Origin of the sequence: Paenibacillus sp. W4I10 (assembly GCF_030816325.1) — a bacterium.
GTDB classification, from domain to species: Bacteria; Bacillota; Bacilli; order Paenibacillales; family Paenibacillaceae; genus Paenibacillus; species Paenibacillus amylolyticus_B.
In genome coordinates this window covers 2,778,629-2,791,876 of record NZ_JAUSXX010000001.1, presented here as the reverse complement: position 1 = coordinate 2,791,876, position 13,248 = coordinate 2,778,629, and the positions used below count along the sequence as shown (strand labels likewise).

15 protein-coding genes are annotated in these 13,248 nt (G+C 46.4%); 14 read left to right on the top strand and 1 reads right to left on the bottom strand.

The genetic code is table 11. The features are described from left to right. Window positions 1-42: 42 nt before the first annotated feature. From ffh to QF049_RS12365, 7 genes are all read left to right on the top strand, one after another. Window positions 43-1,419 carry a signal recognition particle protein gene (ffh, locus tag QF049_RS12395; RefSeq protein ID WP_062833767.1) on the top strand — a complete coding sequence of 459 codons (1,377 nt, stop codon included), beginning with the start codon at window positions 43-45 and terminating at the stop codon, window positions 1,417-1,419. Window positions 1,420-1,472: 53 nt separating this feature from the next. Next, window positions 1,473-1,745, top strand: a complete 273-nt coding sequence (rpsP, locus tag QF049_RS12390; RefSeq protein WP_017689219.1) for a 30S ribosomal protein S16 — start codon at window positions 1,473-1,475, stop codon at window positions 1,743-1,745. A gap of 23 nt (window positions 1,746-1,768) precedes the next feature. Then, window positions 1,769-1,999, top strand: coding sequence for a KH domain-containing protein (locus tag QF049_RS12385; protein WP_024630185.1), 231 nt, complete (start codon window positions 1,769-1,771; stop codon window positions 1,997-1,999). Window positions 2,000-2,306: 307 nt separating this feature from the next. Then, window positions 2,307-2,819, top strand: coding sequence for a ribosome maturation factor RimM (gene rimM / locus QF049_RS12380; RefSeq protein WP_307537737.1), 513 nt, complete (start codon window positions 2,307-2,309; stop codon window positions 2,817-2,819). 1 nt (window position 2,820) lies between these two features. Further along, window positions 2,821-3,588 carry a tRNA (guanosine(37)-N1)-methyltransferase TrmD gene (trmD, locus tag QF049_RS12375; RefSeq protein ID WP_124114050.1) on the top strand — a complete coding sequence of 256 codons (768 nt, stop codon included), beginning with the start codon at window positions 2,821-2,823 and terminating at the stop codon, window positions 3,586-3,588. A 188-nt stretch (window positions 3,589-3,776) separates the two neighbouring features. Next, the gene (locus QF049_RS12370; protein WP_307537733.1) at window positions 3,777-4,151 is read left to right on the top strand and encodes a VOC family protein; all 375 of its coding nucleotides are present in this window, start codon (window positions 3,777-3,779) and stop codon (window positions 4,149-4,151) included. A 134-nt stretch (window positions 4,152-4,285) separates the two neighbouring features. Continuing rightward, window positions 4,286-5,533, top strand: coding sequence for a hypothetical protein (locus QF049_RS12365; RefSeq protein WP_307537731.1), 1,248 nt, complete (start codon window positions 4,286-4,288; stop codon window positions 5,531-5,533). 3 nt (window positions 5,534-5,536) lie between these two features. On the opposite strand, the gene QF049_RS12360 is transcribed toward QF049_RS12365, so the two are convergent. Continuing rightward, window positions 5,537-6,502, bottom strand: a complete 966-nt coding sequence (locus QF049_RS12360) for a polysaccharide deacetylase family protein (RefSeq protein WP_307537729.1) — start codon at window positions 6,500-6,502, stop codon at window positions 5,537-5,539. Between the two features lie 350 nt (window positions 6,503-6,852). Here QF049_RS12360 and rplS point away from each other — a divergent pair, with 350 nt between their 5' ends. From rplS to QF049_RS12325, 7 genes are all read left to right on the top strand, one after another. Next, window positions 6,853-7,194 carry a 50S ribosomal protein L19 gene (rplS, locus tag QF049_RS12355; RefSeq protein WP_024630190.1) on the top strand — a complete coding sequence of 114 codons (342 nt, stop codon included), beginning with the start codon at window positions 6,853-6,855 and terminating at the stop codon, window positions 7,192-7,194. Between the two features lie 357 nt (window positions 7,195-7,551). Beyond that, window positions 7,552-8,172, top strand: a complete 621-nt coding sequence (gene lepB, locus QF049_RS12350) for a signal peptidase I (protein WP_017689211.1) — start codon at window positions 7,552-7,554, stop codon at window positions 8,170-8,172. A 30-nt stretch (window positions 8,173-8,202) separates the two neighbouring features. Further along, window positions 8,203-9,066, top strand: a complete 864-nt coding sequence (ylqF, locus tag QF049_RS12345; RefSeq protein WP_036670353.1) for a ribosome biogenesis GTPase YlqF — start codon at window positions 8,203-8,205, stop codon at window positions 9,064-9,066. A 463-nt stretch (window positions 9,067-9,529) separates the two neighbouring features. After that, window positions 9,530-10,231, top strand: coding sequence for a ribonuclease HII (locus QF049_RS12340; RefSeq protein ID WP_307537727.1), 702 nt, complete (start codon window positions 9,530-9,532; stop codon window positions 10,229-10,231). A gap of 60 nt (window positions 10,232-10,291) precedes the next feature. Continuing rightward, a complete protein-coding gene (locus tag QF049_RS12335; protein ID WP_307537725.1) occupies window positions 10,292-12,319 on the top strand; it encodes a TrbL/VirB6 family protein in 2,028 nt (675 codons plus the stop codon). Next, on the top strand, window positions 12,316-12,627 hold the full coding sequence (locus QF049_RS12330; RefSeq protein ID WP_124114058.1) for an EscU/YscU/HrcU family type III secretion system export apparatus switch protein: 312 nt from the start codon (window positions 12,316-12,318) through the stop codon (window positions 12,625-12,627). The genes QF049_RS12335 and QF049_RS12330 overlap by 4 nt, the downstream gene beginning before the upstream one ends. Beyond that, window positions 12,621-13,019 carry a YraN family protein gene (locus QF049_RS12325; RefSeq protein WP_307537722.1) on the top strand — a complete coding sequence of 133 codons (399 nt, stop codon included), beginning with the start codon at window positions 12,621-12,623 and terminating at the stop codon, window positions 13,017-13,019. The genes QF049_RS12330 and QF049_RS12325 overlap by 7 nt, the downstream gene beginning before the upstream one ends. The last annotated feature ends 229 nt before the right edge of the window (window positions 13,020-13,248 follow it).

Genomic DNA, 13,248 nt, shown 5'->3' with positions numbered 1-13,248 from the left:
ATCGGTCTTGAAAACAGTATTAAAGCTTAAGGAGGTGGGATCATGGCATTTGAAGGATTAACGACCCGATTACAGAATGTGTTCAGCAAGCTGCGCGGCAAAGGCAAGGTGTCTGATGAAGATGTAGCCGAGGCTATGCGCGAGGTACGTCTGGCATTGCTCGAAGCGGATGTAAACTTCAAAGTGGTCAAGGAATTCATCGCCAAGGTGAAAGAGAAGGCTGTTGGCAAAGAAGTGATGGAGAGCTTCACGCCGGGAATGGTCATCATCGACATCGTTAACAAGGAACTAACGGATTTGATGGGTGGAAGCCAAGCCAAATTGGCTAAAGCGAACAAACCGCCTACGGTGCTGATGATGGTTGGTTTGCAGGGTGCTGGTAAAACAACCACATCGGGTAAACTGGCTAAAATGCTGCAAAAGCAAAACAGCAGACCATTGCTTGTTGCAGGAGATATTTATCGTCCGGCAGCGATCAAACAGTTGCAAGTACTTGGCGAGCAGATCAAAGCGCCGGTATTCACACTGGGAGATCAGACAAGCCCTGTTGAGATCGCACGTCAAGGTCTTCAACATGCCAAAGATAACGGTAATGACTATGTTATTATCGATACAGCTGGACGTCTGCATGTTGATGAAGAACTGATGGAAGAACTTCGCCAGATTCACAGCGTAGTGAATCCAGATGAAGTACTGCTTGTCGTAGACAGCATGACAGGTCAGGATGCGGTTAACGTAGCAGAACACTTTAACCAGCAGCTTAATCTGACCGGGGTTGTCCTGACAAAGCTGGATGGAGATACTCGTGGTGGTGCTGCGCTTTCTGTCAAAGCAGTTACGGGTTGTCCAATCAAGTTTGCTTCCCTTGGAGAGAAACTTGACGCTTTGGAGCCGTTCCACCCGGAACGTATGGCTTCACGGATCCTCGGTATGGGTGATATGTTATCTCTGATTGAGAAAGCACAATTAAACATTGATACCGATAAAGCCAAGGAAATGGAACGGAAGATGCGTAATGCAGAATTCACGTTTGAAGATTTCCTGGAGCAGATGGATCAAGTGAAAAAGCTGGGACCAATCGATCAGATCATGGATATGATTCCCGGCATGGGCAAGATGAAACAAGCCAAGGATCTGAAGGTTGATGATAAACAGATGGGCCGGATCGAAGCGATCGTTTACTCAATGACGACCGAGGAGAAACGCAACCCGGACATGATCAACCACAGCCGCCGGAAGCGTATTGCTACCGGAAGCGGAACATCTCTGGCTGAAGTAAATCGTCTGATCAAGCAATTTGATGAGATGCGCCGCATGATGAAACAGTTCTCGGATATGATGGGACCTAAAGGCGGTAAAAATAAAGCGATGAAGCAGCTTAAAGGTATGGGTAAAGGAATGAAGTTTCCTTTCCGTTGATTTAAGCGAAGCTGGATCATATACAGATTTCATTGAAGGAGGTGAATTTTCAAATGGCAGTTCGTATTCGTCTGAAACGTATGGGTGCTCACAAAGCTCCTTTCTACCGCGTAGTGGTATCGGATTCCCGTTCCCCACGTGACGGTCGTTTTATCGAGGAGATCGGTTACTACAACCCGGTTGAACAACCGGCTGTTGTTAAGATCGATGAAGATAAAGCATTGGCATGGCTTCAAAACGGTGCACAAGCATCTGACACTGTCCGCAACTTGCTTAGCAAAGCGGGCGTGATGAAGAAGTTCCACGAGTCTAAATTATCTAAATAAAGTGCTGATTCGGAGGGTCATCTATGGAAGAATTAGTAAGCATAATTGCTAAGGCTTTAGTCGATCATCCGGAAGATGTGGCGGTTCGGACGGTTGAGAAAGACCGGCTTGTCGTTTATGAGTTAACCGTTCATCCTGACGATGTCGGGAAGGTAATTGGTAAACAGGGACGAATCGCGAAATCACTTCGTACGGTCGTCACATCAGCAGCAGTTAAGATGGATAAACGGGTTACCGTTGATATCATATCTTAAAGATATACGAAAGGGGGTTAGGATGCATGTCCTAGCCCCTTTTCGTGCATGCTGAACTTAATAGGTTGGATTAGATATTGAATTAAAATATTTTTGGGTATGAGTGACTTCGGAGTAGTGTAGGGGACGGGATCGATTCTGGAGAAGCGTTAGCGTTAGCGTTCGCCTTTATCACCTCATTTTCACCTTTTAAAGTAAGTTCGAAAAATGAGGGGTAACAGCGATCGAATGAACGAACCGTCGCCGGAACGACCGTACGAGAGTCGAAGTAGCTGTTTAGTTTGATTTAATTTCGTAGGAGGAACGTATGGCAGAGTTTATGAATGTAGGTAAAATTGTCAATACGCATGGAATTCGCGGCGAGGTAAGAATCATGCCTTTAACTGATTTCCCGGAAGTGCGTTTCGCGAAAAATGCAGAGTTGTTTTTCTTTACACCAGATAATCATCCCGTTATGGTTAACGTGGAATCTTCACGTTTGCATAAAAATATGTATATTCTTCGTCTGAAAGAGTACGGCAACATTAATGAAGTAGAAAAGTTTAAAGGCGGCATGGCCAAAGTGTTAAAAGAGAACCTGGCTGAGCTGGACGAAGGTGAATACTACTTCCATCAAATCGTTGGGTGTTCGGTCATAACCGAAGAGGGTGAAACGCTTGGATCCATCTCTGAAATTTTGACTCCGGGTGCCAATGATGTATGGGTTGTCAAAACGCCAGCAGGTAAAGAAGTGCTGATTCCCGTTATTGATGATGTAGTGCTTGATGTAGATATCGAACAGAAGCAAGTGAAGATTCACCTGATGGAAGGGCTGCTGTAACATGAAAGTGGATGTATTAACGCTATTCCCGGAGATGTTTGACGGTGTGTTCGGAGCAAGCATTCTGGGTAAAGCTCAAACGAAGGGGCTCGTATCCCTTGGTGCAACCAACTTCCGAAATTATGCGACCAATAAACACAATACAGTAGATGATGCTCCTTACGGCGGAGGTGGCGGCATGGTGCTGAAACCAGATCCGATCTTTGCTGCTGTAGAAGATGTTCTGGAGCAACGCGGAGAAGCTGCGGCATCGATGAAACCTCCACGTATCATTCTAATGTGTCCGCAAGGTGAGACGTTTACACAGAAAAAAGCAGAAGAACTTGTGCAAGAAGATCATCTGATTTTTATATGTGGACATTATGAAGGTTACGATGAGCGTATCCGCGAATTTCTCGTGACGGATGAACTATCCATTGGTGATTACGTACTCACGGGTGGGGAGTTGCCTGCAATGGTTGCGATTGACAGCATCGTACGCCTTATTCCCGGTGTGCTTGGCAATGAGACAAGTGCCGTGACAGATTCATTCAGCACTGGACTCCTCGAATATCCACACTACACACGTCCACCCGAGTTTAGGGGCATGAAAGTACCGGATATGCTGTTGTCGGGACATCATCTGAACATTGAGGCATGGCGCAGAGAACAGTCGTTGCTTCGTACGCTGGAGCGCAGACCGGAGATGTTGGAAACGGCCGATTTGACGGATAAAGAACGTATTTGGTTGAAAAAGATACGCTCAAACCGTAAACATAGCACAGAGTAAGTATATGTATCGTATAAACACGTAAATATTATTTTCCAGAGTTCGAAAAGGTCGACCTTGATACCAAAGGTTGGCTTTTTTTTGTGTACATTGAAAAGAATACTGGATTTTCATTAGTATATTTTATAAAATATAAGTATAATTAATGAAACAAAGTTTCATTAAGTGAAACAAAAGGCGGTGTATGAATGACTTACAATATTATTGGTCTTGATCATATTCAGCTCGCAGCACCAGAAGGTTGTGAAGCGGAGGCGCGTCATTTTTTCCATAAAGTACTGGGCTGGACGGAGATTCCCAAACCTGAAATTCTGAGAAAACGAGGTGGTGTATGGTTCGAGTGTGGCAGACACCAAGTGCATATTGGAGTACAAAAAGATTTTATTCCCGCCACAAAAGCTCATCCGGCATTTCATGTACAACATTTGGATCAGTTACGTGATCAGCTCATTCATAACCAAATTCATATCGTAGATGACGAAGCAAGGGCAGATGAAGGTGTAAGACGTTTCTATATAAATGATCCTTTTGGCAATCGTCTTGAGTTCTTAGAGTGGGTTTAAAATCATTCATTTAAATCGTTTAATTACGTAGGCACTTTTTTGCATGATTCTAAATAGGGTTGTAAAAGAAAGGAATTTTCTTTATGGTGAACTCAGCTGGATTTGAATAATAAAGATAGCTGAGGAGGAAGGTTATGAATCATCAGCCTTATGAAATCGCCAGAGTAGATATTAGCCAAGCTGGAGAACGCTGCAAAATGCTTTTGGGAGATCTAAACGGGGATGGCAGACTTGAAATGTTGCTGGTACAGGCAGATGGGGGTATAGACGATCGGTATGTCCCACATCAGGTATGTTGTTTGACTGCGTTTGATCTGGAAGGAACATTACTATGGCAGGTTGGAACTCCTGATCCCGATGCAGGTGGTCCGGGTTCAGACTATCCCGCTCAGATCGCAGATTGGGATGGAGATGGAAATAATGAAGTATTGTGTGTTATGGACAAACAATTTCTCGTGTTGGATGGCCGGACCGGAGAGATCAAAGAAACACGTGATCTGCCAGGGGATGAAGCACATGACTGCATTATTCTCGCCAACCTGACTGGTAACCAGCAGAAAATGGACATTATACTGAAAGACCGCTATAAGACGTTATGGGCACTTGACCATGATTTTAATTTGTTATGGAAGCATGAAGGGAATCCGGGACATTTTCCATGGGTATATGACATCGATGGAGATGGGAAAGATGAAGTGATGGCCGGATATGACATGCTGGATCATGATGGGACGTTGTTATGGTCTTGTCATAATCTCGAGGATCATGCTGACTGTATATGGTTTGGAGACGTTGACGGTGATGGGGAAGTTGAGGTTGTTATCGGTGGCAGTGTCACGGTCATGATGGACCGCTATGGTAATGAGAAGTGGCGTTATGAAGATTCGATTGAATCACAGCATATTGCATTGGGTCATTTTTGTACTGGAATGGAAGGTTTGCAGATTGCAGGCCTGGACCGGATTGTCCGAGGGGATGAGCATGGTAAGGATGGAATGTTCATGCTGGATAGCGCAGGGCAAGAAATTTGGAAAGAAAATCGCGCGACTCGGGGCTGGTTAACCATTATAGAGCCTGTGTGTGACTGGGATGAGGGTGGACTCGATTATATTTTGGCGTATCGCAGAGGTGGAGATGTGTTGCCTTCTTTGGTAGATGGAGATATGAAAACGGTTACTGAATTCCCGAAAGAGGGATATGCGGTACATGCAGATCTGGTTCAGACAGGGAAAGAACAGATCATTATCTATGACGCAGAGGAAGCGGTGATGTATTCCAGCTCTCCGATGACATTATCACTTACCGATGCAAAAAAAGCCAAGCCACAGCTTAAAAGGCTGTATAGCTCGACTCTGTATCTAGGCGGTGAAGTTAATCTCTAGGTTTCACTGCTCATTCTCAGATGCAGGTAATCCATTCTGCGGACTGGATTCCGGCTGAAGCAAGGACGCCAGGTCAGTACCTGTCGTGACCGTCAAGCGAGGTAGCTTCATGGGATGATCTCCTGGATGCACAAATCCAGACTTTACGGTAAAGGCCATGCGATATCCATGTTGTTGTAACTTGTAGATCATCTGTGTGCTGGTATAACCAAAAGGATAGGCCAAATAAGGTGTGTCTATTCCGGTTTCCTTCATTTGTTCGATATCATCATCCAGAAGACTGGTGTCCAGACCGACAGGTACGCTGTTCCCACAACGCATAAATCCCTTATGATGCAGGTTATAGGTATGGCTGTTGAACTCAAATACGTCGGTTGCTGCCTGCATCTCTGGCTTGGAGATGAAACTGTTGATGGCGGGCTCAAATACCGAAGGTTTATCCTGAATTTTACTGCCTATGACAAACAGCGAGGCATGAAAATTATATTTTTGAAGCACAGGGTAAGCTAATGTATAATTGTTCTGGTATCCGTCATCAAAGGTAATAACAATGGACTTCAGTGGTAGGGATATCTTCCCGTTAACATATTGTTCAAGCTGATCCAGTGTAATCGTACGGTAGCCTTCATCGTGCAGGTATTTCATATTTTGCTCAAAATCCTCCAGATTAATGATGGATTTATTATCTGTCTCGTGATTGTTCAGTTTGGGCTCTATGTAATGATACATCAGTACAGGAACTTCTGTAGCAGTACCTTGTTCAATCTTGAAGGTAGAACGATCCAGTGCAGATTGGTTAGAGAAGTCAGTGTGTGACAGCTCGAATGCTTTGCGTTTGACTATGTCCCAAGATGTGCAGGCTTTGTGTGACAGTGCGTTCGTTGGATGAGTTACGGCATATGCATATAGTGTAATGGAGCATGTGAGCATGGCAAGTAAGACAAGTGTGATCTTTTTCCAATATTTCATAAGTCTAAGAGTTCTCCTTTTAAAGTGGTCAATAAGTTATATCATAGACGATATTTCTACACCGGAAGTTACAGTATTTTTTCCTGTATCAGGTTGACTTGCAGATGAGAGCGTTGATTCACGGTCCATATGAGAGAATGTATTTTAGAATGAAGTCAACATGAGATGGATGAGTATCAGCATTGCTGATTGATCAATAGGCATTTTGTTTAATTTCTCTTGTGTTTTGATATGCTGCGTGATACAATAAGTCTGTTATGTGGAATACGGCGGTCCTCTATGGATAATGAAGGAGACAAGGTGATCTCTGGAAGAAGTATGAACGCCTGTACGGAAGGAGGGAGTCATAGATGAATATCGTTCAAGCGATTACACAAGAACAACTTCGTAAGGATATTCCGAGTTTTCGTCCTGGTGACACTTTGAAAGTGCACGTTAAGGTAATCGAGGGAACTCGTGAGCGTATCCAATTGTTCGAAGGTGTTGTGATTAAACGCCGTGGTGGTGGAATCAGTGAGACTTTTACAGTTCGTAAAATTTCTTACGGTGTAGGTGTGGAAAGAGCTTTCCCGCTTCATTCCCCAAAAATCGATAGAATCGAAGTGGCTCGCCGTGGTAAAGTGCGTCGTGCGAAGCTTTATTATCTTCGTGAACTACGCGGTAAAGCAGCGAGAATTAAAGAAATTCGTTAATATAACGGATACCGGGAAGGGCTTGGAGACAAGCCCTTTTCGTTTTTGTCCGGGAAAAGTTGAACCGGAGGTACACTTCCGAGTAAAATGGTATGGCAACACATGCGGTGAATAGTCCGGGAGGCTTGTAAAATCAGTTATTGAAGTGCGTGTTCAAAAGACCGGTTTTAGTACCGACTTTTTGAACAACCTCTTGAAGGCATTTGAATTGTGGATTAAATGTACTGTAATGCTTGGTGAAAGATTACATAACTGATGTGAATGTTTTGTATCCATCCATTGAGTTATTGGAACGATACAGAATGCTGGATGTGTGTACTGCTATAAACATGTACTGTGAAGAGAGGAAGATCTTGAATGGAACAAGAAGTTCAACATGACCGGGGCAATCCTGCCGAAGAGAAAAACAGTCGATCCAAAAAAGCCAAAAATGAAATTGTTGAATGGCTTAAAGCCATTGTTATCGCATTAGTTCTCGTCATTCTGATTCGGTGGTTGCTCTTCAAACCGTTTGTTGTGGACGGTCCGTCCATGCAGCCGAACTTTGAAACGGGTGAACGTGTGATCGTCAACGAGATCTTATATGATATCAGAGAACCGAAGCGCGGTGAAGTTATCGTCTTCCACGTACCATCCGAAGGTCGAGATTTCATTAAACGTGTTATTGCTGTAGAAGGTGATACAGTTGAGGTTCAGGACGATACCGTGATGGTTAACGGTAAAAAGGTTGATGAAACGTATATTCAAGGAGCCATTGATGCAGCTGAAGCCAATGGTGGAACCTATAACGTGAAGGATTTCCCGAATGAGCAGTTCCCTGATGGCAAAGTGCCGGCAGGTCATGTGTTTGTCATGGGAGACAACCGTCCAAATAGTACAGACAGCCGTATGATCGGTTATGTTTCGTTAAAAGATATTATTGGTCGTGCAGATGTGATTTTCTGGCCGATCGGTGAGATTAAGTGGATCAACCACTGAAATTGAAGTAAATAATGAGGTGAAGACAAGGTGACGATACAATGGTTTCCAGGTCATATGACTCGAGCCAGACGCCAGATTCAGGATAAGTTAAAGCTCATCGACGTGGTCATCGAACTATTGGATGCCCGTCTGCCTGTCTCCAGCCGTAATCCGATGATTGACGAAATATTGCTGGATAAACCCCGGATGATTTTGTTGAACAAATCGGATTTGGCAGATGCTAAAGTGACGCAAGAATGGATTGAATATTTCAAAAAAGAAGGAATTACTGCTTTTCCTGTAGATGCTTCGACGGGAACCAATGTTAAAGATATTCCCGTGCAGGCCAAGCTTCTTCTTAAAGAAAAAATTGACCGTCAAATTGCCAAAGGGATTAATCCTCGTGCGGTTCGTGGGTTGATCGTAGGGATTCCCAATGTAGGTAAATCAACACTGATTAACCGACTGGCTGGACGGAGTATTGCGTTAACAGGAGATCGTCCTGGTGTGACGAAGGGGCAACAGTGGATCAAGGTAGGCAAAGAAATGGAGTTATTGGATACTCCAGGTATTCTGTGGCCTAAGTTCGAAGATCAAAATGTAGGTTATCGTCTTGCCGTAACAGGTGCAATCAAAGAGGAAATTCTGAATGCAGAGGATATCGCTTTTTTTGGAATCAGTTACCTGATGCGTTATTACTGGGACGCTTTGGAAGAGAGATACGGACTTCAGGAGTTCTCCAAGGATGCAGATGATTCAGACAGTGTTATTGCGATTATGGAACAAGTCGGACGTATCCGTGGATGTGTTGTAAGCGGTGGACGCATTGATCTGGAAAAGGCATCACGAGCATTTCTGCGTGAACTGCGAGCGGGTAAAATGGGACGTTTTTCTATGGAAGCTCCCTATTAAAAAAATGGACTCTACACGATGAAGATCATTATCTTCATTTGTTCATTTCATATATACAAGTGCCGAAAGAAGCGGCCGTTACCGGATTACCGGGAGCGGTCGTTTTTTTGTGTATACAAACGCGGAAGTAGAGCTGGAACATACGTTGAAAACGATAAAATGGAAGAGGATTGAAGAACAGTACGCTTTATGGAATTGGCTGGCCTATATATCAGGTGGGTCAGAATCGTGCTATGATAAATGGTGGTGCAATTTAAACTAGACGAGGTCTGATATATTCAATTTAAACCATCAAATACCGATAAATGAAGACATCACTATCTTTATATTGTAAATCTCAAGGAAAAGTTTTGCTGAGAGAGACAGGTTGTACAGAACAAAAGACAGAGGATCTACGTCTATATTATAAAAAGTTGTAAGTGATACGCATGCTGAAAAAGCGTGGGTAGAGGAGATGAGTATTATGTTTGAAAATAATGAAGAGATCGGGTTGAATCTACTGGATACCCCGATTGGACAAAAGAAGAAAAAAGAAGCCAGTGAACCTCGAGACCTGTTGCTCTACGAGCGGGAGTATTGGGACAGTGGATTTGAACGTATTGCTGGCATTGATGAGGTAGGACGGGGCTGTTTGTTTGGGGATGTTGTTGCAGCGGCGGTTATTTTACCGAAGGATCTCATCCTGGAAGGTGTGAATGACTCCAAGAAATTAACGGAGAAAAAACGAGATGTACTGTATGACATCATTATGGAAAAAGCGCTGGCGGTAGGTATCGGGTACGCGGATGCAGAGACAATTGATCGGCTTAACATCAAGCAGGCTGCGAGACTTGCGATGAAACGAGCTGTTGAAGCATTGGGAGAAACTCCTGATTATATGCTGGTGGATGCCGAGAAGGTGGATGTGAATGTACCTCAACTGTCCATTATTAAAGGTGATGCCAATAGTCAATCGATCGCAGCGGCATCTATTATTGCCAAGGTAACGCGAGATCGGCTGTGTAAGGAAGAATGGAATACGTTATATCCGGAATATGGTTTGTCGATACATAAAGGATATGCAACAAAAGTTCATCGGGAGCAAATTATGGCATTGGGGGCAACCCCGATGCATCGGCGCAGTTTTCTGGGCAACCTGCTTGGAGAGCAGCAATCTTTGTTTTAACACAGGTTTGAAGAAAGGAGGGGGAGAGATTTGAATATCGGTTCCATGATAAAGGGGTTAATGGGAGATAGTAAGCCCGGCAATGCCAAACCGCTTGAATTAAAGGAAGGTCAGGTGGTTCGTGGCTCCGTCGTTAGTGTATCCGATGATGGGGGAGAAGCAGTTCTGCAGATTCAAGGTGTGCAGGTGCGCGCCAAGTTGGAGACTCCACTCCGTCCGGGTGAGACCACGTTGCTTCAAGTGCAGCCTCCAGGTGAAAATGGCATAACGGTAATGAAACCTATGTCCGGAACACTTGCTGAGCTGCCACAAGCTTCGCTGAACAACCTGCTTAAGGATGTAGGACTGCCGGATACAAAAGGGAACCGGGAACTGTTACTTGCCATGCAGCGTAGCGGAGTGCCGCTAACGAAGGATAATGTGGCTATGGTCCAGAATATGATGACTGCCAAACCTGCACAGGTCCCTGTGGAAGAATGGGTGCAGGCGACAGGGATTGCTTTTCAGCGTGGCCTTCCGGTTACGGCGGAAACAGTAAAAGGATTACACCAGACGGTGTTTGGTCCCCCTCTGCACCAGTTGTTAAGCGGGTTGGCTGACCAGTTGGAAACGATGCTGACTCAAACAACAGGCAAACCGGTATTAACCGGAGAACAATCTGCTGCGATGAAACCAGCTGTTGTGGCTGGTGTACCTGTCGTGCTGAATGGAGCACAGATGGAAGAAGGATTAGCTGCATCAGGCAATGGTCGTCAGGTGACTGGAACCGGAACACCTGCTTTGTCAACGCAACAAGGACAAGCGGGATTGGCAGGATCTATATCCATGACGGATGGCGGAGCAGAAGATGCAGGTACTGCGGTGAAAGGAAACCTGCAGACCGGCGGAGGCGCAGCAAATGCTGAATCTGCGACGAAGGCAGTTGCCAGCAACGTTGAAACGGCTGGCAAAGGGGGCGCAGGTATTCCGTCTGGAACCGGAATACCTGGAGAGAGCCCGCGAGGGGCTGACGCGGGGCAAGCTGGGAGCCGCCCGGGTTCACCGGGGGCGGCAGCTGAATCTCTGGCTGGCCGTGTAAGTGCGGGCCAGCCTGAAGCAGGCGCGGCCGGGCGGACTGACGGCCGCGCTGAAACGCCTGCTGCTGCGGGGACTCCGTCCGCAGCAGGCCAGGCGGCGCCAGCAGCGCCTACGGCAGCGCAGCTGGCGCCCAAGCTGCTGGCGCTGCTGGACGCCCTGCGCAGCGCGTCCACTGCCGCACCGGCACAGCCTGGTGCGGCAGCACAGGCCGCCCCTGCATCGCAGGGCGGCCAGGCGGCTGCGGCTGCCGGAGGCGTGCCGCAGCCGTTGCCAGCCGGCGCTGATGCGCCGCCGGCTGGCGGTAGTGCCGCAGCACCTGCGGGAGCTGCGGCAGTGCACGCGCCTGTCACCCACGAGGGGGACCCGTGGGTGGGGCGCGTGCTGAAGCTGCTCGGTGCGGAGCACGAGCAGCAGGCCGTTCACGGCGCGGCAGCGCAGCCGCGCGTGGGGGATGCGGCGAGTCCGGCGAATGCGGACACGCTGAAGGGCTTGCTGCTGCAGCTTGCCAGCAGCGAAGGTGCACCAGCGGCGCTTAAGGATGCCGCCGGACAGGCCGTGCAATATCTGACAGGTCAGCAGTTATTGCTGACAACAGATCGCAGTGCTACCTTTGCACAGATGCACTGGTTTATTCCGATCACTGGACCGGACGGGGAAGAAACGGCGTCTGTTCAGATTCAATCACGTCGTGGACCTCGTGGAGAGCTGGATGCGTCCAACTGCCGTCTATGGTTTGATCTGGACATGAAAAGTCTTGGGCCTACTCTGGTAGATGTCCATGTGGTTAATAACATTGTCAGTCTGCGTGTATTAAATGATCGCGAAGGAATGGGACCGCTCCTGGAGAGCGGACGAGAGGTCATCCATCAGGCATTGGACAAGCTGGGCTATCAACTGCTGACCTTCAAGGCGGAACCGTGGCCTGTGGGGCAGGAACCGGGCGCGGAACGAAAAACGCGGGCCTCGGACTATAGTCCTGAACGATACAAAGGGGTGGACTTGAAGGTATGAAAGACGAGTCGTCACAACCGGACCTGCTTTCCAAAAAGGCGGTTGCCCTAAAATATGTCCCTGGAGAGAGTGAAGCACCTGTTGTTGTAGCCAAGGGGCGCGGCAAAGTGGCAGAAGCCATTCTGGATAAAGCCAGAGAAAACGGCGTGGCTGTTCAGGAGGATGCAGCACTTGTGGAGGTGCTCTCCAAATTGGATCTGGATGAACAGATTCCGGCAGAACTGTATCAACTAGTCGCAGAGGTGCTAACGTATGTCTACCGTGCAGATCGACTGGCCTCAGGACGTGAGGAAAATGAGTCATGGTAGAACGTAGATTGGGCCAGGGGCCGGATCTAAAGCTCACACGACAGCAGAAGGGTCGATTAGGTGAAGAGGCTGCCTGTCAATGGTTGCGAGAGAACGATTATCGGATCATTAGACAGAACTGGCGTTGCCGTAGCGGTGAGATTGACATCATTGCTTCCTGCGAGGGTCTGATTGTCTTTGTAGAAGTAAGAAGCAGAAGTGGAGCCGCTCAGTACGGTACACCTCAGGAATCGGTTGATATGCGTAAAATGCAACAGGTGCGTTCAACCGCATCCGTGTATTTGCAAATGAAAGGAGAGACGGAACTTCAGATCCGTTTTGATGTAATTGCCGTAATGCTTGATCAAGCAGGAAAAACTGTCTCTGTGAATCATATTGTTAATGCTTTTTAAGAATTACACTAGAAGTTATTGCTGTATTAGATGATACGAAACGTATCTTTTTTTAATGTGAGTCGGTCAGTGATTTCGAAGTACAAGTTTAATTATGTCTTATCTTTGCATTCGTTTTAGTTTTAAAATTAGTTAATATACTAAAGCCGTAGTTCCTATTCATACAGGAACTGCGGATTTTTTTGATTTAACTATGAAATCACTAAACAGAGGAGAGAGCATTGATAAT